Source organism: Mixta intestinalis (assembly GCF_009914055.1).
Classification (GTDB): Bacteria; Pseudomonadota; Gammaproteobacteria; order Enterobacterales; family Enterobacteriaceae; genus Mixta; species Mixta intestinalis.
The window spans coordinates 2320292-2342444 of the sequence record NZ_CP028271.1; the positions used below are offsets into that span (position 1 = coordinate 2320292).

22 protein-coding genes are annotated in these 22153 nt (G+C 49.8%); 14 read left to right on the plus strand and 8 right to left on the minus strand.

The window, feature by feature from the left end; all coding sequences use genetic code 11:
- Positions 1-43 precede the first annotated feature (43 nt).
- A complete protein-coding gene (locus C7M51_RS10825) occupies positions 44-256 on the plus strand; it encodes a helix-turn-helix transcriptional regulator (protein ID WP_000153152.1) in 213 nt (70 codons plus the stop codon).
- A gap of 49 nt (positions 257-305) precedes the next feature.
- Here C7M51_RS10825 and C7M51_RS22250 read toward each other — a convergent pair whose 3' ends face one another.
- Positions 306-479: a hypothetical protein gene (locus C7M51_RS22250; RefSeq protein WP_162837907.1), complete on the minus strand. Its 174-nt coding sequence runs from the start codon at positions 477-479 to the stop codon at positions 306-308.
- Between the two features lie 134 nt (positions 480-613).
- Between C7M51_RS22250 and C7M51_RS10830 the strand changes: the two genes are divergently transcribed.
- From C7M51_RS10830 to C7M51_RS10885, 13 genes are all read left to right on the plus strand, one after another.
- Positions 614-790, plus strand: coding sequence for a host cell division inhibitor Icd-like protein (locus C7M51_RS10830; protein ID WP_001118612.1), 177 nt, complete (start codon positions 614-616; stop codon positions 788-790).
- Positions 783-1142, plus strand: coding sequence for a hypothetical protein (locus C7M51_RS10835; RefSeq protein ID WP_160621804.1), 360 nt, complete (start codon positions 783-785; stop codon positions 1140-1142). Before C7M51_RS10830 ends, C7M51_RS10835 begins: the two co-directional genes overlap by 8 nt.
- A gap of 31 nt (positions 1143-1173) precedes the next feature.
- On the plus strand, positions 1174-1458 hold the full coding sequence (locus tag C7M51_RS10840; protein ID WP_160621805.1) for a hypothetical protein: 285 nt from the start codon (positions 1174-1176) through the stop codon (positions 1456-1458).
- Positions 1455-1838: a DUF5375 family protein gene (locus C7M51_RS10845; RefSeq protein WP_009309598.1), complete on the plus strand. Its 384-nt coding sequence runs from the start codon at positions 1455-1457 to the stop codon at positions 1836-1838. The genes C7M51_RS10840 and C7M51_RS10845 overlap by 4 nt, the downstream gene beginning before the upstream one ends.
- The gene (locus C7M51_RS10850; protein ID WP_160621806.1) at positions 1835-4507 is read left to right on the plus strand and encodes a TOPRIM and DUF927 domain-containing protein; all 2673 of its coding nucleotides are present in this window, start codon (positions 1835-1837) and stop codon (positions 4505-4507) included. Before C7M51_RS10845 ends, C7M51_RS10850 begins: the two co-directional genes overlap by 4 nt.
- 400 nt (positions 4508-4907) lie before the next feature.
- Positions 4908-5651: a phage polarity suppression protein gene (locus tag C7M51_RS10855; RefSeq protein ID WP_160621807.1), complete on the plus strand. Its 744-nt coding sequence runs from the start codon at positions 4908-4910 to the stop codon at positions 5649-5651.
- Positions 5648-6199 (plus strand): phage polarity suppression protein, encoded by a 552-nt coding sequence (locus tag C7M51_RS10860; protein ID WP_160621808.1) that lies wholly within the window; start codon positions 5648-5650, stop codon positions 6197-6199. Before C7M51_RS10855 ends, C7M51_RS10860 begins: the two co-directional genes overlap by 4 nt.
- A 5-nt stretch (positions 6200-6204) precedes the next feature.
- Entirely contained in the window at positions 6205-6477 is a 273-nt protein-coding gene (locus tag C7M51_RS10865; RefSeq protein ID WP_160621809.1) for an ogr/Delta-like zinc finger family protein, read from the plus strand.
- A 367-nt stretch (positions 6478-6844) separates the two neighbouring features.
- Positions 6845-7156, plus strand: coding sequence for a phage tail assembly protein (locus C7M51_RS10870; RefSeq protein WP_045330926.1), 312 nt, complete (start codon positions 6845-6847; stop codon positions 7154-7156).
- Between the two features lie 14 nt (positions 7157-7170).
- Positions 7171-7290, plus strand: a complete 120-nt coding sequence (locus C7M51_RS10875) for a GpE family phage tail protein (RefSeq protein WP_048994105.1) — start codon at positions 7171-7173, stop codon at positions 7288-7290.
- On the plus strand, positions 7283-10147 hold the full coding sequence (locus C7M51_RS10880; RefSeq protein ID WP_160621810.1) for a phage tail tape measure protein: 2865 nt from the start codon (positions 7283-7285) through the stop codon (positions 10145-10147). The genes C7M51_RS10875 and C7M51_RS10880 overlap by 8 nt, the downstream gene beginning before the upstream one ends.
- 551 nt (positions 10148-10698) lie before the next feature.
- Positions 10699-10854 (plus strand): Arm DNA-binding domain-containing protein, encoded by a 156-nt coding sequence (locus C7M51_RS22750; protein ID WP_425281000.1) that lies wholly within the window; start codon positions 10699-10701, stop codon positions 10852-10854.
- 998 nt (positions 10855-11852) lie between these two features.
- On the plus strand, positions 11853-13004 hold the full coding sequence (locus tag C7M51_RS10885) for an acyltransferase family protein (protein WP_160621811.1): 1152 nt from the start codon (positions 11853-11855) through the stop codon (positions 13002-13004).
- Positions 13005-13492: 488 nt separating this feature from the next.
- On the opposite strand, the gene C7M51_RS10890 is transcribed toward C7M51_RS10885, so the two are convergent.
- From C7M51_RS10890 to C7M51_RS10920, 7 genes are all read right to left on the minus strand, one after another.
- Positions 13493-14206 (minus strand): MgtC/SapB family protein, encoded by a 714-nt coding sequence (locus C7M51_RS10890; RefSeq protein ID WP_160621812.1) that lies wholly within the window; start codon positions 14204-14206, stop codon positions 13493-13495.
- A 66-nt stretch (positions 14207-14272) separates the two neighbouring features.
- Entirely contained in the window at positions 14273-15292 is a 1020-nt protein-coding gene (locus C7M51_RS10895) for a nucleoside hydrolase (protein WP_160623631.1), read from the minus strand.
- Complete coding sequence (locus C7M51_RS10900; protein WP_160621813.1) at positions 15267-16298, minus strand: LacI family DNA-binding transcriptional regulator; 1032 nt, start codon at positions 16296-16298, stop codon at positions 15267-15269. Before C7M51_RS10900 ends, C7M51_RS10895 begins: the two co-directional genes overlap by 26 nt.
- 103 nt (positions 16299-16401) lie before the next feature.
- On the minus strand, positions 16402-17796 hold the full coding sequence (locus C7M51_RS10905) for an MFS transporter (protein WP_160621814.1): 1395 nt from the start codon (positions 17794-17796) through the stop codon (positions 16402-16404).
- Positions 17797-18375: 579 nt separating this feature from the next.
- The gene (locus C7M51_RS10910) at positions 18376-19293 is read right to left on the minus strand and encodes an ROK family protein (RefSeq protein ID WP_160621815.1); all 918 of its coding nucleotides are present in this window, start codon (positions 19291-19293) and stop codon (positions 18376-18378) included.
- Between the two features lie 26 nt (positions 19294-19319).
- The gene (locus C7M51_RS10915; protein ID WP_160621816.1) at positions 19320-20699 is read right to left on the minus strand and encodes a 6-phospho-beta-glucosidase; all 1380 of its coding nucleotides are present in this window, start codon (positions 20697-20699) and stop codon (positions 19320-19322) included.
- A gap of 60 nt (positions 20700-20759) precedes the next feature.
- Complete coding sequence (locus C7M51_RS10920) at positions 20760-22070, minus strand: PTS sugar transporter subunit IIC (RefSeq protein ID WP_160621817.1); 1311 nt, start codon at positions 22068-22070, stop codon at positions 20760-20762.
- Positions 22071-22153: the final 83 nt, after the last annotated feature.

Sequence of the window (22153 nt, forward strand, 5' to 3'; positions counted from 1 at the left end):
TCCGTTCGTTTCATTACGTTAAGTAGGATTGCAGGTGATTCATATGACAATCAAAAATTACCCCCTGTCAGGCAATGCCAGAGCTAAACATACTGCTGATTTTCTCAACATCAGTTCAGTGACTCTCTGGCGCTGGACCAAAAATAAACCCGGTTTTCCACAGGCGACTCGATTAACCGAGAGAGTAACAATCTACGATGCACAAGAAATTAGGCAGTGGGTTAAAGCACAATCAGCGGGAATAAAGGGAATATAATGGAAACCTTAACTAAATTGGGGAGAAAAAATTCTCCCCCATCAATTAATCAATTCTTTGGATCGATGCCACGATTTAGTAGCTCTTTACGCAAAATTCGCTTGATCCAAGATGCAAGAGCTGAATCTCCATCTTTGCGCATTTCTTCTTCAAGTTGTTGGCGGAACTCATCTGTAAGACGCATCTGGAAAGGAGGTGAACGTTTTTCTTTTGGTGTTGACATGGTGGTGACCAGACCCTATATTAACCTACATGGTGATTACCATTATAAACATCAAAGCTACAAAAAAACAATGCCCGAACTGTGCTGGAACACAAATCAGGCATCTGACCAAACCGCTATATGAGGCAACGAAGATGGCTAAACAGAAGTGTACCTGGTTATTTGCGGCGATCAACCGCAGTCAACGCAATGCCCGCCCCGTGATGTTAAGGATCACCGCAGATAACGAGCGGTCAGCGCGGCGCAGACTTGCCCCGGACTATGTGCTGAGCTTTGCCGGTCGCATTCCCTGCGGAGGTGAACATGCGTAATTATCCGCAACCCGGCGAACGCTGGCAGCATGAACGTGGCTGGACCGTAACAATCATCCGATTAATTGAAGCCTCGCCCTCCGTGGCGCTGGTTAATCCTGAATTCAGCTGTGAAGTACTGATACGTCATGACAGCGACAACCAGCTTTCTTCCTGCCCTCTGGCATGGTTTGAACAGCGGTATACGCGCCTGTTTGATGCACCGCTCTTAAAACCTTCGCCAGCTCCGGCAGGCGGTAGTGGCTCCGGCCCGCTGACGCTGCATCCGTCTGTGGTATTTACCCGCTGGCGGGAGCGCAGCATACGGCGTTCTGCTGAACCTGACGACAGTCACTATTCAAAGTTTCTCTGACAAAACACCGCTGAAAACGGAGTAATCCACGATGAATATTTCAAACGGGCACAACAGTGCTCAGGGCCACACTTTGCCTGAAAAACACCATACCGGTGCTTTTGCCTATGGATTGTCAGAGGACGGTTTCGGAAAGCTGACCCGCGCAAGAAATGCCTGCGACCTGCTCCAGCTTCTCTTTTCTGAATACCCGTCTCAGGTCGGAGCGCTCGATACAGGCTGTGCGCCGGGCGTCGCCGCGCTGATGGAGTACCTGCGGGCAGATTTGACGGATATTGCGCACAGCTGCGCACTGATTGAAGGAGGTGCCAAATGAACCAGCCGCAGGTTTCCATTTTCCCGGCAGAAATGACTACCGCGTTGTACCGGCGGGCTATTGCGTCGGCATGGCGGCAGAAAACTCTGAACGAAACCGGCAGCGATCAGTATGGTCCGCACAGCCTGACGGTTGAGCGTATTGAAATGGCCATTGCGCTGCATATCGAATGCGCACTGATTAACGAGTACGGCGAAGCACAGGGAGCCGCTGCTGCGCTGGCACTGCTGACTGACATGCTGGAGCCGTCACTGCTGACCGCGCCGCCGGTACTGACCGCGCGCGGCTGTGAAGTGATGGCGGAGCTGTACCGCACGCTTCCGGCGGCCTTTGATGATTTCTGCAGCACAGGTGTGGCGCTGTATCAGGGGGAAGTATGACAACACAGACGGTTACGCAGATTTCAGCCGCCGCGCGGGGGAAATGGCCCGTTATTCTGCAGATGCTGCGTATTGATGTACCTGAAAACGGCAGGCACGGTCCCTGCCCGAAATGTGGGGGCAAGGATCGTTTTCGCCTCGATGACCTTGACGGGCGCGGGACGTGGATTTGCAGCCAGTGCGGCAATGGTGACGGTCTGGATCTGGTTAAGCTCATGACCGGCTACGGCGTCAGAAAGGCCGCGCAGGAGGTGGCGCAGGTGCTTAATGTGCCGGATGTGCAGGAACTGCCCGTTAAGCCCGCCAGGCAAAAAGCCCCTAAACGCGACATGAGCCTTACCGTGGCGGCGCTGATGAAAGAGAGCCACACGGGAGAAAGCCCCTATCTGACCGGGAAAGGGTTTGCCGGATACCCGGCCTCCCTGACCGGGAGCGTGCAGCATATCAGCGGCAAGGATTTTCCTGCCGGTTCCCTGCTGCTACCGCTCACCACCAATGCCGGAGCCGTGACCGGTGCGCAGCTTATCGCCCCGACGGGTGAAAAAAGCATACTGCCCGGCAGCACGATGAAAGGCGCGTTTGTGGCGCTCAGCCCGTTACCGCCTGAACCGCCGGTACAGGTGGTGATTACCGAAGGTTACGCCACGGCGCTGACGGTAAGCCAGCTCACCGCCGGATGCGTAGTGGCTGCCATATCTGCGGGCAACCTGCCCAACGTGGCGCAGTCGCTGCGGGCACGCTGGCCTGAGGTAAAAATTATCATCGCCGGTGATAACGATTTTCAGGACGGGGGCGAAAACCCCGGCAGATCCTTTGCTGAACGGGCGGCAAAAGCCGTTGGCGGCTGGATGACGCTGCCACCGGGAGAGATTAAGGCTGACTGGAATGATTTCCATCGGGAGCACGGTATTACCCGCGCCCGTGAAGCCTTTCGTAACGGTCTGGTGCTGTGTGGGGAAGGCCGCACGCAGCTGCCGCACGGGTTCCGTCTTACCCAGGAATATCTCTGGTATGAAAAACAGGTACAGCGCAACGGCGAGACGGAGATCCAGAACGTCAAAATATGCAACCCGCTGCGCGTGACGGCAATCACCTGCGATGCCGATGGCGGTAACTTCGGGCGACTGCTGGAGTGGGAAGATACGTGGGGAGAGCGCCGCCGCTGGGCGATGCCAATGGAAATGCTGAGCGGCAGCGGTGAGGAGCTGCGCCGGGTACTACTGGTTAACGGGCTTTCCTATATCAGCACCACCGGCGAGGCCCGCGCCCGCCTGATGGAATATATCTCGCTGTGTAAACCGGAACGCCGCGTGACCTGCGTCAGCCGCACCGGCTGGCATGGTCAGGTTTACGTCCTGCAGGATGAGGTCAGCGGTGAAGGTGCAGAGGGGGTCATTCTCCAGACCACTTCCGTGCAGGGGCGCGATTTCCGTGTGTCGGGCACAACGGAGGAATGGCGGGAGCACGTATCCCGCTACTGCACCGGCAACTCCCGCGTGGCATTTGCCGTCAGTCTGGCTTTTGCTGCACCCCTGTTACGGCTGGTTGGTATGGACGGCGGCGGCTACCACCTCAAGGGGGAATCGACGGACGGTAAGACCACCACCATGAAAGCGGCAACCTCCGTCTGCGGCGGGCCTGACTACTGGCAGACGTGGCGGGCAACCGGCAACGCGCTGGAGGGATGCGCCAGCCGCCGCAACGATGCCGCCATGATGCTCGATGAGATCCGGGAGGTGGACGGACGCGAAGCGGGCAATATCGCCTACATGCTGGCAAACGGTCAGGGCAAGGGCCGGGCCGGTACGGACGGTGAGCTGCGCACCCGTAAGCAGTGGCGGCTGCTGTTCTTTTCAACCGGCGAGCTGTCACTGACTGAACATGCGGCAAAAGCCGGAGAGCGTACTTTTGCCGGGATGGAAGTCAGGATGATCCAGATCCCCAGCGATTCCGGGAAGTTTGGCGTATTTGAGGAGCTGCACGGCTTCGACAGCGGCAAAGCGCTGGCGGAGCATCTTGAATGGGCCACGTCCAGTTACTACGGTTCGCCGTTCCGTGAGTGGCTGAAAGCCCTGACCGCTGATCTTAACGGGCTGACGGCACAGGCAAAGTCACTGATGAAGGAATATACCGCCGCCCTGACCCCGAAAGATGCGGGTAATCAGGTAGGCCGGGCTGTGAACCGCTTTGCACTGGTGGCGATGGCGGGCGAGCTGGCAACCCGGCTGGGTATCACCGGCTGGCCTGAGGGTGAAGCGCTGCGGGCAACCCGCGTCTGCCTGAACGCATGGCTGAAAGATCGTGGGCACACCGCCAATCAGGAAGATATTGCCGCACTGGAGCAGGTACGCAGCTTCTTTACCGCGAATCAGTACAGCCGCTTTGCTGACTGGCACGACGAGCGTAACCGCCCCGGCAATATGGTGGGCTGGCGCAGGGTGGAGAAAGGCAGTACCGCGCAGGGCACGGAAGCCGTCACCACGTTCTACGTCATGCCATCCGGCTGGAAAGAAATCTGCCGGGGATTTGACCCGCGCAAGGTGGCACGTCTGTGCGCGGATCGTGGATATCTGCTGCCCTCCACCGATGGCAAGCTGCAGACAAACATTCGCCCGCCAGAGATGAATCCCCGCAGGCTCTATGTCTTCAACAGCGAGGTTCCGGGTTAAGGCTTTGCGTGAGTTTTACTTATTAAGGGTAACAAGTGTAACAGGTGGAACAACCGTGTTTTACAAGGGCTGAAACTGTTCCACCTTCTGAAATAGTGAGGTGGAACAGGTGGAACGCCAGCCGATCCGCTGTTCCACCTTGTTACCCGCGATGTTCCACCTGTGCTGTACCTATAAATGCATTACAAAACAAGGCTGTAACACCTGTTCCACCTGTTCCACCGCACCGGGGACATAAAGCAGGCTGAAGCAGAGGCATTTTTATCTGGCTGGCTTTCATAGCCACGTCTGAATAACCGCAAACGCCCGTTGTGCCAGCTACCACACACTGAGCACCGATAGTGCGCTTGTGTCAGCCACGACACAATTGACGTAACGAACCAACCCGACAGGAGAAGTCATGAACAACACTGCAGAGAATAACAACCTTTCCACTTTTCCGGCTGTCACGCAGCGGGCGCTGGAAACCCTGAACACAGCCAGAAGCGCATGGCTTGAAGCACGTCGTCGGCAGAAAGCGGCAGCGGATAATATTGCAACTATCCGCCAGCGCCGGGCTGAAATGGAAGCCACGACGAACGCACTGAATGAGGAGTGGCGCACGCTGTTTCGTGAAAGTCAGGGCGTTGTCTCAAAGGAAATGAGAAAGCTGCGCACGGAAATTGCGCTGGGACGCGAAACGCTTGAGGATTTTGACGAGCTGCTGGCGGCTCAGGAATGCGAAAATGCACTTTTGCCGCAGGAGGCTGCGGAATTAGCCGGAAAGTATATCCACGCGCACGACACCCTTGCGAGTATTCGCGCAAAACAAATCTGGGAAGATTTTATGCAGGCGCATGGTAAGGCGCTAATCCAGACACTGAGCCTGCTCAAATCCACAATGGGCCGGGAAGCCAGCGCAGTTGTCGGTGTGGTGCATTCAGTTAATGATCCGGACACACTGCTGAAAGAGTTTATTCACAAACATATCACCAAACCGGCTCTTACTAACGCTGCGATGCCGGAACAGGACCCTGTGTTTAAACTGGCGGGCGTTGCGCCGGATTATGCGGCCCGTCTGGATTTCAGTAATCAACTCTCTCCGGCAGCCATTCATAAAATGAAGGTTCGTCAGGAACGGGCTGAGAAGGAGAAATCAGTATGACGACCCGAGCCACTCCCGCCCAGGCGCTTACCGGTTTTCGAAATGCCCGTATTCTGTGGGCCGGACATAGTGAGAGCCGAAAAGCCGTTGAACAACAGATAGAATCTCTCCTCACTGCCACGGAAAAACCAGCAGATTATGCCCGACAGCTTGAGTTACAGCGGGAACGTCTGGATGTGCTGAAATGGCAAATTAACTGTGCTGCGCGTGAGTGTATTTACTCGCAGCATTTACTGATGGAAGCCTGCACAGAAGACGCTCTCAGCAATTTTATGCAGGCGAACGGAGCGGCTCTGACATCTGCGCTGGCTCCGTTTCTTAAGGGGCGCGGAGGGCTGGAAGTTGCGTCCCGTATGTTACGCAGTGCCCTGGCTCACCAGCTGGCAATAACCCCGCCTGAAATTGCCGGGGATTATCGTGAGATTCTGGATGAATCTGGTGTGATGCCAGACCCCCTGATGAGTCGTGATTGTCAGCGTTCTTATACCCCGGCACAACATCTTCGCTTTCAGCAACGCCTGAATGACGTTAACGATATACAGGAGTGATATTAATGGCACTTAAATGTCCCGAATGCGGCACGGTTGCACATGCCAGAACCTCCGCCTATGAAGCGCCGTCGGTTAAACGCTCATGGTATCAGTGTCAGAATCTGGAATGTTCCTGCACGTTTACGGCACTGGAGAGTGTGGATACGATAATTATGAAGCCCCGGCGCAATGAACAGGAATCAGACCAGGCACAAATGCCGGAAAAACAACAGCAAACGCTCAATCGCTATGGCTCCGCGTCAAAGCTGTCAAGCCGTCAGCAAATCCCTGTCTGATTAGCAAAAAACGCCCACGTAATCCCGGTCCAGTACCGGGATTTTTTACGCCTTTTCCCTGGCTGGCCTGAGAGCGCATGAGTGCATGTCTATGGCGCATGAAAACGCATGAGTCTCATGCACCATTTTTGACGCAAAAGCCCTTGTGCGGCGGCTTCTGAGACGATTTACGGGGTGCATGAAAACCAGTCTGTTAAGCGAAGCGGGCAGGCGGGCGGGGCAGCGCGCGCTGAGGGGGGAAAGTACGTTCTCCGGCTGGTTGTCCGCCGCTGCAGTTGTATAGTCAGCGGAACAATCTCCCAACCCCGAATGGTTGTGCTGAACACGTTACACTGCCAGCACATTGACAGCCATTGAGGATCGTATTATGAGCGAAACTGTTACCGCTAAAAATGAAACCACTGTTGTTCTGGATACGCCAGTTAAACGTGGTGACACAGCCATTACTGAAATCGTGTTGCGTAAACCACAGTCCGGGGCGCTGAGAGGCCTCCGCCTGCACGCTATTATGGAGATGGACGTTACCGCAATGATGACGGTGATCCCGCGTATCTCGACTCCGGCGCTGACCCAGCAGGAGATGGCGGAGCTGGACCCTGCCGATCTTTCAGCGCTGGCGCTGGAGGTTGTGGCTTTTTTGCTGCCGAAATCGGTGTTGTCGGGTTCCCTGCCAGCCTGACGGTTGATGATTTGGTGGCAGATATTGCCACCATCTTTCACTGGTCGCCGTCCATCACTGACGTCATGCCGCTGACTGAGGTTCTGGAATGGCGGCATAAAGCGATCGTGAGAAGCGGAGTCAGCGATGAGTAATAATAACCTGCGTCTGCAGGTCGTTCTGGGGGCGGTGGATAAAATGACCCGCCCCTTCAAAAATGCCCAGGCTGGCTCTAAAGAGCTGGCTTCTGCAATTCGACAAACCCGTGAGCAGATTAAAAATCTGACTGACGCCGGTGCCCGTCTGCAGTCCTTTGATAATCTTACCCAAAGTCTCAGCCGGACCAGCGCAGAACTGGACCATACGAGGCTGCGGGCGCAGATGTTAACGCGCGAAATGTCGTCACTGGAGTCACCAACCAAAAAGCAAACACAGGCGCTTGAAGCGCAGTGGCGTGCTGTATCGACTCTGGAGCAAAAGCAGCAGCAGGAAACCCGGCAGATGGCGGCAGCCAGAGCCGAACTCTACCGGCTGGGGCTGTCTGCAGGCGGCGGAGCGCGGGAAACCTCGCGTATCACCCGCGAAACTGAGCGATACAACCGGCAACTGGCAGAGCAGGAGCGCCGACTGCGGGAAGCAGGAGAACGCCAGCAAAAGCTGAATGCGATCCGGGCAAGAGCAGATAAAACCTATGATCTGAGAAATAAACTTGCCGGCAATGGGGCCGGTGCTGTGGCTGCGGGCATGGCGACAGGTATGACGTTGCTTGCGCCGGTGAAAGCCTATTCTGAATCTGAAAATGCCGCTAATCAGCTCGCCGGTTCAATGATGGGGCCGGGCGGAAAGGTCGCACCTGAATTTGAGAAAATTAACCAGCTGGCGGTAGCGCTTGGAGACAGGCTGCCGGGAACCACTGCAGATTTCCAGAACATGATGACAATGCTGCGTCGTCAGGGGATGTCAGCACAGGTCATTCTTGGCGGGCTGGGGGAATCGGCGGCTTATCTGGGGGTGCAGTTGCAGATGGCTCCCACTGCTGCGGCTGAGTTTGCCGCAAAATTGCAGGATGCAACACAGACCTCAGAAAAAGACATGATGAGCCTGATGGATCTGATCCAGAAGGGTTTTTATGCCGGTGTTGACTCCGGGAATATGCTGCAGGGATTTTCTAATATCAGCAGCGCCATGAGCATTATTAATCAAAAAGGGATTGAAGCAGCTAAAACTTTTGCTCCGTTGCTGGTGATGGCTGATCAGAGCGGGATGGCTGGTGAGTCTGCAGGTAATGCTTACCGAAAAATTTTCCAGGCAGCGCTGGATTCAAAAAATATTCAGTCAGTCAACGACGATCTGAAAGGCACCGGTATCAACTTCAATTTTTCCAATGGTAAAGGTGGATTCGGCGGGCTGGAAAATATGTACGCCCAGCTGGAAAAGCTTAGTAAGCTCAACGATGAAACCCGGATGGCAACGATTAAGGATCTGTTCGGTAATGATGCGGAAGTCATGAAAGTCCTTAACACCATGATTGAAAAAGGTATTAATGGCTATCGTGAAACTGCCGCCAAACTTGAAAATCAGGCTTCACTGCGGGAACGCGTCGATGCGTCCCTGAATACCCTGGGTAATAAATGGGAAGCCGCTACCGGCTCCTTCACCAATGCTATGGCAAGCATTGGTGAAACAGTTGCCCCGGCATTAAAGAAACTGGCTGACTGGCTGGGGGAGCTGGCGTCACGTCTGGATGGTTTTGTCAAGCGACACCCGCAACTGACTTCTGCGCTGTTTAAACTGGCGGCAGGATTTGCGGTTGTTGCCACTGGTGCAGGGGTTGCCTCACTTGCGCTGGCTTCTGTGCTGGGGCCGATGGCAGTTGTGCGAATGAGTGCAGGCGTGCTGAGGCTGAAATTTTCATCTGCATTTGCCCTTATTGGTAATGCAGTCAGAGCAGTGGGCAGCTCCGTGTTATGGCTGGGCCGTTTGATGTTTGCAAACCCTATACTGGCGGTCATTGGGCTGATCGCCGCTGGTGCTGTTTATATCTGGCGGAACTGGGATACGCTGGGACCAAAGTTTAAAGCCATGTGGGATGCCGTATGTAATGCCACAGGTGCGGCATGGGACTGGATCAAAGAAAAGGCCAGCACTGCGTGGGAAGGAATTAAATCGCTGTTCTTTAATTATACCCTGCCGGGATTAATCGCTAAAAATTGGGATGCAATAAAATCTGGCGTTACTGAGGCATGGGCCGGTATCAGGCAATCAATCAGCGATAAATGGAATTCGATCCTGGCTGATGTTGCCGCGCTTCCTGCGAAATTTCAGGATATGGGCAGCGCCATTATTGACAGTATTCTCAATGGAATTAATGCCAGATGGGAGGCACTCAAAAACAAACTTTCATCCGTCACCGATTATCTGCCCGACTGGATGACGGGAAACAATAAAATAACGGGTAAAGCGCAATTACAGGTGTCTGGCAGTGCGCCTGCTTCGGTTCCGTTCGCCGGGATGTATGACAGTGGAGGCGTTATTCCTCGCGGTCAGTTTGGCATTGTGGGAGAGAACGGACCTGAGATTGTGAACGGTCCGGCAAAAGTAACCAGCCGGAGACGTACTGCTGAGCTGGCACAGCTCGCAGCGTCGATGAACCCGGCTAATATCCTGAAAAATAATACTGGTTTTTCAGGTGGTGGGTTGCCTGCGCGTCAGATGCTTCTGGCTACAGTCGTCGCTGGCGTTATGGGTGTCGCATCTGTGCCTGCAGAAGCAAAGCCAATGCATCCGTACAGTCTGCCAAAATCGGAGTATAAAAAGCCGCCATCGTCTCCGGTTGTTGCACCTGTCCAGAGTTCTTCTATAGGGAAAGTCGAGATTCATATTCATCAATTACCAGGCCAAAGCTCCGCAGACCTTGCTGATGAAGTGATGAAACGCATTGAAGCGAAACAGCGGCAACTGGCATCCCGCGCCCGAAGCAACTACAGCGATCAGGGAGGATACGATTTATAACAGAATGCGTGTATACACGGGCAAGCCAGCATGAACGCTGGCTTTGTTCGTGTTTTTATCACATTTGGTATACCTAAAATACATTCAGGGTTATACCCCCTCAAGTCAGGATTGGCGCTGGTTTGCGAGCAGCATTGTATAATGCGTGGGGTGTGATAACTTTTTTGAGCATTTTTCAGCCTAATAGCAGATTTGCCAGTCCCCTGCCCCGCCGTTATTTCATTCCTCTATTCATTATTGGAACTGACGAAATAGGCCGATCTCTATGGTCTTAATGAGACGTTTTTATCGGCTGATGGTATCCATGATGGTATCGAAAAAATGAACGTACAAATAATCATTAAAAAACATAACAATAAACATATTTTCGATTCCTGCAGGGACGCCATCTCACCGTTCGTAACCCATCCGCTAAAGTTCGCAAAAATCCGCTCCTGTTAAGGCTCATGCTAAACAATCGTTCGCGCTTGTTCGTCGTTGTACGTTAACAGCCTGACTTTTAACTGAGTAAATTATGGGTAAACCATTTTTACCCATCAAGATTTTACCCAATGCTCACCGTTAAGCAGAGTGATGCAGCAAAGCCCAGGGATAAGCCCTACAGGATTTCAGACGGTAACGGGCTTTATCTTTATATCCCGGCCTCTGGAAAAAAGATTTGGCGGTTGAAATGTCAGTTTGAGGGAAAGGAAAAAATCAAACGGTAGATAAGTATCCAGAGACCGGGCAGGAAATGCACGCAACACTACTTCTCAGATAAAACGCAACATTACCAGCGGGCTTAATCCGGCTGCAAAGAAAAGAGACACCTTAAAAAAGCTTCCTTTTCCTGCCCCCAAGCAGATGCCTACTTTCAACCAGGCACTTACCGTTTATTCAGGTGGTATCGTTCCAAAGATTGCGACGTATGTTTTGCAGTACGCAGTGATACGTACAAAAAAACTTCTGAATATGCCATAGATGGGCAACAATTTTGATAACAGGCTTATCACTATCGATGCTAAAGTAATGGAAAACTGAAAACAGCACTTGATCCTATGTCTTGGCAAATTCATAACTTGCTAAGGCAGCTACAACGAATATATACATCTCCCCTTTTGTTTTCGCCGATCGAACGACAAAACAAATCAATTTGTGAGGGCTCTATTTTTCATGTAATTCACCAGACTGGTTATAAGGGATTGGCAAGCGGTCGCAATTTAGCCCTGTTAATTAACGAACATAGCTAGTTTTATGAAGCTGTAAAGATAGCTTGCTCACATAGGCTGCAATAATATTGGCGGTATCTATAGCCATAACCAATATATTGATAAACATCGAAAAATAACATATGGGTGGACGGATTGATTATATGGTAAATAACATGACCTTCGCATATTACAAATTATTAAAATTACATATAACTAATTTTTTATATGCATATAATCGCACACATATTACACAATTCAATAACGCATAATGTAAGATAGTAGACAATGCTTACCTTGTGTGACACAAAAATGACATGTGATGACAAGGTGTCTCCTCGACTGCGACATAGTAGAATGACAGCAGAACCACAAACTTGTCCATCTTTTCCGCTCGATAATGGCTCGTATGAACAGCTTGTAGATTTATTAAGATCGATATCCACCCCGTGCTATGCTAAACTTCTTTGATATTATTGCACTTTAAATTATATACATGGTTAAAAATGACAACTTTAATGTTAACCCCTCTGAGCATTCTGTACTCTATCACTATCCCCTTGGCAGTATTTTATTTATTAACAAAAACCGCACCATTAAATAAATTAATGTCTTCTGAAACTCCAGGGAAATACATTTATCTTGACCCTGTCAGAGGCATTGCAGCGCTTCTTGTTTTCATACACCACTCAGGAATGGTTTATAACCAGCATGTTACTGGAAAATTTTCTCCTCATGGAATATTTCATTATTCATCTTTAATAGTGAGAAAGGTGTATATTCATTTCGGACAAACATCTGTAATGCTATTTTTCATGATCACAGGTTTTCTCTTTTTTAGTAAGATACTTAATTTTGATACACCATTAAACGTTAGACAGTTTTTCAAATCAAGAATTAAAAGGCTTCTTCCTGCCATGGTTTCAGGTTTTTTCCTTTACATTCTTGTTATAATTATACTAAAAGACGAAACGCAATCAAATAATTTCCTCAGCTATATTGTATCATGGTTTTCTTTCGGATTTATAGGTCTACCTAATTTATCAGACACCATCCCTGGATGGTCAGTTACTGCTGGTGTATTTTGGACTTTAGTTTTAGAATGGAAATTCTATATTTTAATTCCATTCCTCAGTTATTTTATTTCCAATGGGAAAACTGCCATCATATTTTTAATTTCAACGCTAGGTCTTATTATTTATCTATATAACATTAATTACTTAACAGAAAAGGAAGTTTCTATATACGCATGTTTCATGTCTGGACTGGCAATTGCATTAATAATTAAAAGTTATCCATTAATCATGCAAAAGTGGCTAGGTAATCCATTTGCAGCAATTTTTTGTATGGCACTTTATATTTACTCTTTTCTTAATACTGCTAATTCATACACTTTACAAATAACATTCTCATCCTTCATCTTTATTTTAATTGTAATTTCTGGAAATTCTTTTTTCGGTGTTCTAAAATTGAAACCTTTGCATTGGGCTGGGAAAAGTAGTTATGGCATCTATATAATGCATGCACTTATTATGCATTTAGTTTTCTCCCTTATAAGCAATAATATAGGATATTATAAAAGTATATTTATCTCAACTGTAATTCTCTGTATTGTTACTCTTTTAAATTACATTTTTGTAGAGAGAAAATATATGTGTATATCTCGCTAAGCTAACACCTCTCTTACCTGATACAGACAACAGTAAAAGGCTACCTGCATAGCAGGTAGCCTTAATAACACTCCACAGGCATACTAAATCCAGACTCTTAGAGCCTACCCTTCACGCCTCTTTTAGCGGAAATTAAGGCTGTGCCCGGTAAACCTAAAAGAATCCCGTGGATTGTCAAGATAATTAAATTTGGTTCCTGACGATCGGGGGATCAGATCAAAAATCTGAAGCAATCGCATCAGGATGTCAGACAGGATACAATCATAATAATCATGTTATGCCGCCAGGGCGTACATATCCCTCCCAAAAACGTCATATCATTGCTATTTTAGTTTATCGCCAGTTAAACAGTTGTAAAAACCCACCTTCTGAGTATACGAAAAGAATTCAGATTAACGCTCTTATAATTATTCGTTTATACCACAGGGATAACCATCCAGGCTAAATCCTGATCCTTGCAGCACACAAACAGATAAACACGGCGAATCTTAGTGTTCCAGGGCAATGGCGCAGACGTGATCGATAGCGGAAAGCTGCGTATAGAGTTCAGGCAGCGTCATTTTTTTTCTGATCGCCACCTTAAGATTGACTTCAATTTTTCCCTTTTTCAAATCGCGAATAGTAACGGCCTCAATAATATTTTGCTGCTGATAAATAGTATCCGTTAACGTTTTCAGTCCGGATTTCTCATCAAGAATGACGCGGATTTTTACTTTGCCCGGCAGGTGATTTTTACTTTGCAAAAAAACAACAAAGTAGCTGAGTTTAATCGCCAACAGGAATAAACCGGTAGCAAGCAGCGCGTGAACAAAAAAACCGGCACCGCTGATTATCCCTACTCCAGCAGAGGCCCAGACGATGGCGGCCGTTGTCAGGCCTGAAATCGCATCATCATGACGATGCAGAATCACGCCAGCGCCCAGAAACCCGACGCTGCTGATAATTTGCGCAGCCAGCCGCATCGGATCGCTACGGATATTGCTGGAAAGCGCGGCGTAATACTCCGCCGACTGAATAGATACAATGGTGAGTATGCAGCTTGCTACCGCAATAATCGTGCAGGTTTTAAATCCGACAGGTTTCCCTTTTGATTCTCTTTCCAGCCCGATCGCCCCTCCCAGAATAAAAGCGACGCTGGTTTTGCACAACGTTATTAAAAGCGTCTCTCCCTGACCCGATAAAATTACCGCCAGAGTATTCATTATTATTCTCCGGAAACATCCTGCAACAGTGCAAAAGAATATTTCTCTTTATCCGCCCGGCCAGCGCTATGGCGTATAGCTGTGAATATAGTGTTCTATCAACGAAAGCAGCCGTTTATTATCTATGCTTTGCAATATCTGGATCGCTGCGCCTGTCGGTACAGGCACGCCGACATCCAGGCGTAAGGCTTCACGTCCATAACGGCAGGTCATCCCGCGCGTAATGCCGTCCAGTGAAACATCCAGATAGTCTTCCGCGATTGGAGCCAGTGAAGGCTCAAGTAGCCAGGCGACGGTTAACACATCGTGGATCCAGCATCCAGGCAGATTACGGGTCTGCATGGAGTAAGCGATCCATGGCCGAATAGTTTGTTCCAGATAGCGGCTCAGAACATTATCTGCCTTCGCCAGACGATCCAGATCGGCATGAAGCATTTGGGTTTGTGTCGTGACATCCATCGGAACCAACGTTATCGGCGCTCCGCTGGTCAATACGGCATGGGCAGCCTCTGGATCCAGACCAAAGTTAGTATCTTTTATATAGCCAGCAACGTTAAAGGCTCCTCCCATAATAACGATATTTTTTACCGCAGAGACCATCGCGGGATGGAGCTGCAACGCAATCGCAACGTTGGTCAGCGGGCCGGTCGCCACCAGGGTTATTTCGCCAGGGTTGTTGCATATAAGCTCACCGATAGCGTTGGGTGCCAGCGGGCTTGCCGCCTGACAGGATGCCGGAGCAGGAACCGCTGACCACAGTTCGCGCAAACCAAAACGATCTACCCCATTATCCAGCCTGTCGCGCCACGGCTCGGGATCTTCCAGCAGCGCTCGTGAAGCGCCCTGGTATACCGGTAACGCTACTCCCAGCTGCTGGATTAAATCGTGGGCGACGGCATATCCCGTTGCGACCGGGGTGTTACCCGCTACGACAGATATCATTTCCAGAGAGATTTGCGGCGCGGCAATAGCCAACGCCAGCGCCAAACCATCATCAATATTAGCCCCAGGGATGCCGTTGCCCGGATCGCAGTCAATAATCATGCGTATCGGTTCGCCTTCAGCCCTCTTCAGGGCGCACTTCATATCCTTGACAGCCACACGACTCTCCCACTCTTAAATAGAAATCAAATTCAACGCGGCGTACTTCTCCATCCCAGCTTTTCAGCATATCAATTGCTGCACGGGCCATTTTATCTACCGGCTGACGGACCGCCGTCAGGGACGGGACGTTATAAGCAGATTCCTCTGTTGCGTTAAAGCAGACCAGAGCGACATCCTGTGGAACGCCCAGCCCCTGTTCCGCCAAAGCGCGCAGGCAGCCAAGCGCCTGCAGCTCATTGGTAGCGAACAACGCGCGCGGCACGCTTCCTCGCAGCATACGTTTTGTCGCCTCATATCCACCCGCTCGCGTATAGTTGGTAGCAAAGATCCACGCCGGGTTGATGCTCAGCGCCGCTTCTTCCAGCGCCCTTTGCCATCCCCGTATACGATCCTGAGTATTAAGCATTTCACGCGGACCGCAGATAATACCGATCTCCCGGTATCCGTGGCTGATGAGATGACGCGTTGCCTGCCAGGCCGCCAGCTGTTCATCAACCTGAATAACGCTGACGTTTAACCCTGGATCCACGCGATCCAGCATGACGCAGGGGGTTCCGCTCTGCTGGATTAGCCCAATATGTGGATGCCGATCGACACTGGTATAAATCAGACCGTCAACCTGACGATGTAACATATTGTTGATAAGCTCACGCTCACGCCCGCTGTTGTCACCAGCGTCCCCCAACAGCAGCACCTTGCCGTCAGCAAAAGCCTCGCGCTGCAGCGCATGCGCCATTGAAGCGATAAACGGGTTGGAGATATCGGGTGCGACCAGGCCGTAGGTCTGCGTACTGCCCGAAGCCAGCGCACGCGCTATACCATTCGGACGGTAGCCGGTTTTCTCAATCGCCTGAAGCACGCGCTGCCGGGTCGCCTCCGCAACGGGCCGCGGACCATTATTGATAACGTAGCTGACTACCGCCACTGACGTTCCCGCCTCGCGAGCGACGTCGGAGCGCGTTACGCGCTGCAAATGTGATTGGGTCACAGGGCACCTACCTGGTTTAGATTAAGCCATTTTTTCCTGACAGCATAAGGCGTTGCAACCCAAAAATCCCGGCTGAAGCATGTGCATTTCAGTTCTACCGCCTTTAAATCGCATCCTCCGGCAGATTAAGATCCCGTCCACGCGTTTCCGGGGCGAAAAAGGTGGTTGCCAGGCCGATGGCTGCCATAAACACGAAATAGAGGGCGATAGGCCACCAGTGTCCGTAGAAAGAGAGCAATGCCGAGGCCACCAGCGGAGCCGTTCCGCCAGACATAATAGAACCCAGCTCTTTAGCAAATGCCATTTTGGTATAACGGTTGGTTACGCCAAACAGCTCGACGCCCCAGGCAGCCTGTACGCCGAAAATACCCAGCGACGCCAGCGCCATTCCCGTAACGATGGTGGCGATAACAATCCAGGGCTCACGCGTATCCAGCAGCATAAAGGCGGGAAAAGCGTAGAGAATCAAGAGCAGACAGAACCAGCGGTAGGTGATACGTCTGCCGAATTTGTCAGAAAGCCAGCCCGCCAGAGGAATAACGGCGAACCCCAGCACGGAGGCGAGGAATACGGCAACCGTCGGTACGGATTTATCCACCATCAGCACCTTAGCGACATAGCCAATAATAAATCCCTGAGCGAGGTAAGAAGGGCCATTCTCGCCGATGCGCAAGCCAACCATCGTCCAGAAGGCTCTGGTACGCCGCCAGAAACTACGGGTATCATGGCGCTGCATCTTTTGCCCCAGCTGTAGCGCATGCGCACGTTCCACCTGTAGCTGAGCTTTTTGCCGCTCAAAAACCGGTGTTTCACGCATATGGCGGCGGATTAACAGGGCTGCGGCGGCAATGAAAATGCTGCACAGGAACGGAATGCGCCATCCCCAGCTCAGCAAATCCTCTTTATCCATTTGTAATACGATCAGCCAGACCAGCGAAGCCAGCAATGTCCCGCTATTGGAACCCAGGGCGATGATTGAAGAAACCAGCCCGCGTCGCTTTACGGGCGCATATTCGCCCAGCATAACGGTGCCGCCTGAAAGTTCCGCTCCGGCCCCTAACCCCTGAGAAAAGCGCAGAATTACCAGACATATCGGGGCCCACACTCCAATCCGGGCATAGCTGGGGATTAGCCCTATCAGCATAGTCGATAGTCCCATCAGCCCAATAGTGATAAGCATAACAACCTTACGGCCATGACGATCGCCTATCCAGCCGAAAAGCAGCGCACCGATAGGACGGGCAATAAAACCGACTGAATAGGCGGCAAAACTGGAAAGCAGAGCCATAACGGGCGTCGCCTCCGGAAAAAAGACGTCGCCGAAGATAATACCGGCAGCAAGACCATAGAGGGCGAAATCAGCGTATTCCATTGTTGTGCCCAGCCAGCAGGAAAGCGTTGCTCGCCAAAATTCACGGCGTCCCTCAGAGGTTGCCAGGCGTTCCTGCGCGGCCTGTTGATCGCCGGACGGAGAAACAGAGGTTGAATGAGTGTTCATAAGGAATCCTTAAAGTAACTGTCAACAAAGGGCCGCAGGCTTATCCCTTTTTCATTCTACTCGCGTAGATTGTAATTTTTTAGCGCAGAGTAATAGATCTACCCGCGTAGCTTGAGCAAGTGGAAAGGTGAAATTTGCAATACAGATCACTTATACCTTTCAATTGTTACAATCAATTGAATCACAGCGTGAACCACATCTCACAAAAGTTGCCAACCGCGACGAGAGGCAAAGATGATAGCCGCAGAAAAATGACCTACTGCTAACAGACTGAACAGGAGATAAAAATTTGCTGCGAGTCACAGAACAACAGCATATGTTGAAGGATAGTCTCTTCCACATTCCGGCAAGATAATAAAAATGTCCGCCGTTTAGCGGGCTGGCTGGCAATAATTAAAAACAATCAAATTGACTTCACGACATTTATTATCCCTGGTCAAATCATCCTGGGTTCACGGAAAACAATAACGAGCTAAAAGCAATAACAGACTACCGCTTCACTAATGGCAAAGTCAGGACGGCATCTGGCTAAGGTGCCATTAATTGTTCTAAAATATCCTTTCCTGTAAACACTTCTTATCAGGTATATAACTCCTTTGCGGGTAAAGATGAAACGATATCCCCTTCCCTTGCATACCAAATCGCCCCTAAAACATTAGCGTTTTTCGTATACTTACAGCCGACTATTCTGGTGGTTATTAGTTTATTAAAGCGGGAGCTCACCTGGTAATAGGTATCCCGCAACTTTTCTGTCAGCCAGGTTTCTTCGCTGATGGCACCGCCAATACATATCACTTCAGGGTTGAAGGTCACAGTAAGAGTATATAAACCCATAACATTATGCAGACACCACTCATCAATAACCTGCTGCGCTACTGGCTCACCGCTGAGGTATCTTTCACAAATCACCTTACCATCAGTAACGCTATACGCCGCCGCGACTTTGCCATTATAAGCAGCCAGCAACGCGCTGGCGGAAGCCACGTGGCCAATACCGCATATTTTTCCGTGCGTAATGGACAATGGAATATGTGAAAACTCACCGGCTATACCGTTTTCGCCAGAAATTATCTTATCGCCCAGGCAAATGCACCCGCCAATGCCGGTACCGATAATCCAGTAAGCGCTGGATTTGCTATTTCTGCCGTTTCCCATTTTAAGTTCACAGTAGGCGGCAGCTTTTCCATCGTTTAAAGTTTTGACCGGGACATTGAGCCTTTTCATAACTTCAGTATTAACGGTGGTGCCACAGATGCTTTCAAGGCTGCTGGCAGCTTTGGATAAAATTTTTGATGACTTATCGATAACGCCAGGGACGCTCACACCCACCCGTTGAATGGCAGAACAATCAATCCCCTGGCACAGGTAATCATAAAAATCCTGCACTGCATCAAACCCGACCGTAGGCTTCTGCCAGGATTTAATTATCGTATAGTTTTTATCGACAACGGCATATTTTATAAAGCTGCCGCCTATATCAATACCTAAATAGTGCATGGTTTTCTTCCGGCTGACATGAAACATTAAGCAGATAGGCGTCTGGCGACAGGATCTTTTATCTCTATATTTACTAACCTGTTAATCACGTCTTTAAAGCGCGGAAGAAATTTTTGATGTGCAATAAATAACTCATCCATTACGCGTTTTGCTGTCTCACCACCCGGAATCAGCGGATTCATAATGAAAGCCTGGAGCACCAGACCATAATCACCAGTGACGGCGGCTTCGCATACGCAAAGCTCCATATTCTTCATTAACTGTAGCCATCCTCTCTCGGCAGGTGCCAGCCGTCCGAAGGCTACAGGTAGCGCGCCTGCTGCGCCAATAAAACAGGAGACTTCAACCGCGCAGTCATTATCAAGATCGGGCACAGCGCCATTATTTTGCGTGGAAACAACAATATGTGATTGTTTATTATTATAAATAGCCGAAATTGCCTCACATGCTGATTCTGAATAATAGAGTCCGCCCCTTTGCGATAAGAGTTCAGGTTTGGAGCTAAGCGACTGATTCTGATAGAGCGCCAAAAGCGCCGCCTCCATTTCCTGAACCTTTTCAGCTCTGGTTCCGGTAGTGTGGTACTCTTCTATACCGCGCTGTAGCATCTCCTCCTGTCGATAATAATAACGGTGATAACCGCAGGGCAGCAGATTCATTTGATTCAGCTGTTCTTTCAAAAAAGGCACCTTGTGGATATTGGCCGGTATACCGGTATCGCGGTTATTGAACATGGCGTCGATAATCTTTGCAGTCACCTCTTTACCGTTACGGTCAAAAACGCGATGCCAGTGAAAATGGTTAAGCCCGGCAAATTTGTAGGTAAGTTCTGACAGCGTGGCATCGATAGACTGCGGCTCTTTCATCATTGCGTTAACAGGTACATTGCACAGGCCAATGACGCGCCGCCAGCCGGTGTATCTGAGTATCGCCTCGGTAACCATTCCGCTGGGATTGGTAAAATTAATCAGCCATGCGTTCGGGCACAGCGCTGACATATCTTCAATTATCTCTAATATAACCGGAATGGTACGCAGGGCTTTGAAAATACCGCCTGCCCCATTAGTTTCCTGACCCAACAGCCCATATGAAAAGGGAATCCTTTCATCCTTTATTCTTGCTTCCAGTTGCCCGACGCGAAACTGCGTGGTAACAAAATCCGCATTCTTTAGTGCGGTTTTTCTGTCCAGCGTTGAATATACCTTTACGTTATAAGGCGAGGCGTCCCACATTCTTTGCGCCAGCTTACTCACGATCTCCAGTTTGTTTCTGCCTTCCTCAACGTCAACCAGCCACATTTCGGTAATCGGCAGCTCATCATAGCGTTTGATAAAACCATCAATCAGCTCCGGCGTATAGGTACTGCCACCGCCGATAGTCACTACTTTTAAAGATTTTCTTTGCATAATTTATTCTTCTTTCAGACGCGTTAGGAAGTTAATCATCAATACCATCAAGGAAATACGCTAATCTTTATCCTGCTGAGCCTTTTCTTTTTCCAGGTACAATTTGTCCTGGATAACCATAAATGGATAATAAATCAGCACCGAAACAATAATAATTAAAATTTGTACAATAACGCCTTTATAGCCCTGCAATATAAACCCAGACAAAACAGGGGGCATAGTCCAGGGAACCTGGATAGCGGTAAAAGGAGGTAAAAACCCGGTAGCAATAGCGGCATAGATGATGGTAAGCGTAATAACCGGAACGCATAGAAACGGGATCACCATAATAAAATTATAGACAATCGGCAGGCCAAAAATAACCGGCTCATTAATATTAAACAAACCCGGCAGCAGCGCCAGCCTGGATATATCTTTCATTTGCTTCGATTTTGCGCGCAGAAGCGCCGCGATTAACAGCCCAATCGTCACGCCGGTACCGCCAGTTTTTACAAAGTAGTCAAGCACCTGAGGCGTCATAATATAAGCCCCGGCTGACAGAGTTAATGTCCCTGCGGCGGCTAATTGCGCATTTGCCAGGGAGTTAGCCGTGAGTATTGGAAGAATAGGTCCCATAACAATATTAGGCCCGTGTAACCCCATCCAGAACAGAAGTGCGCACAGAAAAACCATGATAACTGCACCAATCCAGGTATCGGTTAGCGTCTGCATGGGCGTTTGCAGTCCGGTAAAAATATACTCGGTCAGGGTAGTATTCATCGTACTGAAAAAACAGTATGTCAACATCGATAGCAGTATAATGACGAAACCAGGAATAACGGCGATAAACGCATTAGCCACCCCTTCCGGCACCCCGGCAGGCATTTTTATCGTTATTTTTCGCTTAACGAAGTAACAAAATATGGCAGAAGAAACCAAACTTATGATTATGGCTGTAATCACACCTTGCCCGCCGGTCCATAGCTTGGGTATTACCGATTCTATTTTCTCACCGTCAGGCGCACCAACCGACGATGCAGTAACAATCAGGAAAGAAATTAATGCGGTTATCGCATTGGATATGCCATCGACACGTTCATTTCTCGCATAGTGATACGAGATACCCAAAACCGAAATGATGGCGATAATATCAAACGTCGATCCGACAACTTTGTTTATGCCCGCATCCCAGCGCTCGCCGAACAGTGAAATCATAAAATCATGGTATCCTGCAACAGGCAGATTAGCGGCCAGTAAAAATAGAGAGCCAATCAATGTTGCTGGCATAGTTAAAACGAATCCATCTTTTAAAGCAACCAACGCTTTCGTACTGGCAATGCGTGCAATTATATTAAGGCAGCCTTCTAATCTGGCAACGGCTTTATTATTCATGCTGTCCCTTACCCTGCCGGGCATACTATATTTTGAATTTTTATTAATTTACCAGGTTAATATCATTATTCCCCTGTATTTTT

Excerpts from the sequence above, each read along its gene's own strand:
- C7M51_RS10840 (WP_160621805.1), top strand. The coding sequence starts at position 1,174 with ATGAATATTTCAAACGGGCACAACAGTGCTCAGGGCCACACTTTGCCT.
- C7M51_RS10910 (WP_160621815.1), bottom strand. The coding sequence starts at position 19,293 with ATGCACTATTTAGGTATTGATATAGGCGGCAGCTTTATAAAATATGCC.
- C7M51_RS10845 (WP_009309598.1), top strand. The coding sequence starts at position 1,455 with ATGAACCAGCCGCAGGTTTCCATTTTCCCGGCAGAAATGACTACCGCG.
- C7M51_RS22750 (WP_425281000.1), top strand. The coding sequence starts at position 10,699 with ATGCTCACCGTTAAGCAGAGTGATGCAGCAAAGCCCAGGGATAAGCCC.
- C7M51_RS10830 (WP_001118612.1), top strand. The coding sequence starts at position 614 with ATGGCTAAACAGAAGTGTACCTGGTTATTTGCGGCGATCAACCGCAGT.
- C7M51_RS10860 (WP_160621808.1), top strand. The coding sequence starts at position 5,648 with ATGACGACCCGAGCCACTCCCGCCCAGGCGCTTACCGGTTTTCGAAAT.
- C7M51_RS10880 (WP_160621810.1), top strand. The coding sequence starts at position 7,283 with ATGAGTAATAATAACCTGCGTCTGCAGGTCGTTCTGGGGGCGGTGGAT.
- C7M51_RS22250 (WP_162837907.1), bottom strand. The coding sequence starts at position 479 with ATGTCAACACCAAAAGAAAAACGTTCACCTCCTTTCCAGATGCGTCTT.
- C7M51_RS10885 (WP_160621811.1), top strand. The coding sequence starts at position 11,853 with ATGTTAACCCCTCTGAGCATTCTGTACTCTATCACTATCCCCTTGGCA.
- C7M51_RS10825 (WP_000153152.1), top strand. The coding sequence starts at position 44 with ATGACAATCAAAAATTACCCCCTGTCAGGCAATGCCAGAGCTAAACAT.
- C7M51_RS10855 (WP_160621807.1), top strand. The coding sequence starts at position 4,908 with ATGAACAACACTGCAGAGAATAACAACCTTTCCACTTTTCCGGCTGTC.
- C7M51_RS10835 (WP_160621804.1), top strand. The coding sequence starts at position 783 with ATGCGTAATTATCCGCAACCCGGCGAACGCTGGCAGCATGAACGTGGC.
- C7M51_RS10865 (WP_160621809.1), top strand. The coding sequence starts at position 6,205 with ATGGCACTTAAATGTCCCGAATGCGGCACGGTTGCACATGCCAGAACC.
- C7M51_RS10890 (WP_160621812.1), bottom strand. The coding sequence starts at position 14,206 with ATGAATACTCTGGCGGTAATTTTATCGGGTCAGGGAGAGACGCTTTTA.
- C7M51_RS10870 (WP_045330926.1), top strand. The coding sequence starts at position 6,845 with ATGAGCGAAACTGTTACCGCTAAAAATGAAACCACTGTTGTTCTGGAT.
- C7M51_RS10920 (WP_160621817.1), bottom strand. The coding sequence starts at position 22,070 with ATGAATAATAAAGCCGTTGCCAGATTAGAAGGCTGCCTTAATATAATT.
- C7M51_RS10905 (WP_160621814.1), bottom strand. The coding sequence starts at position 17,796 with ATGAACACTCATTCAACCTCTGTTTCTCCGTCCGGCGATCAACAGGCC.
- C7M51_RS10850 (WP_160621806.1), top strand. The coding sequence starts at position 1,835 with ATGACAACACAGACGGTTACGCAGATTTCAGCCGCCGCGCGGGGGAAA.
- C7M51_RS10895 (WP_160623631.1), bottom strand. The coding sequence starts at position 15,292 with ATGAAGTGCGCCCTGAAGAGGGCTGAAGGCGAACCGATACGCATGATT.
- C7M51_RS10915 (WP_160621816.1), bottom strand. The coding sequence starts at position 20,699 with ATGCAAAGAAAATCTTTAAAAGTAGTGACTATCGGCGGTGGCAGTACC.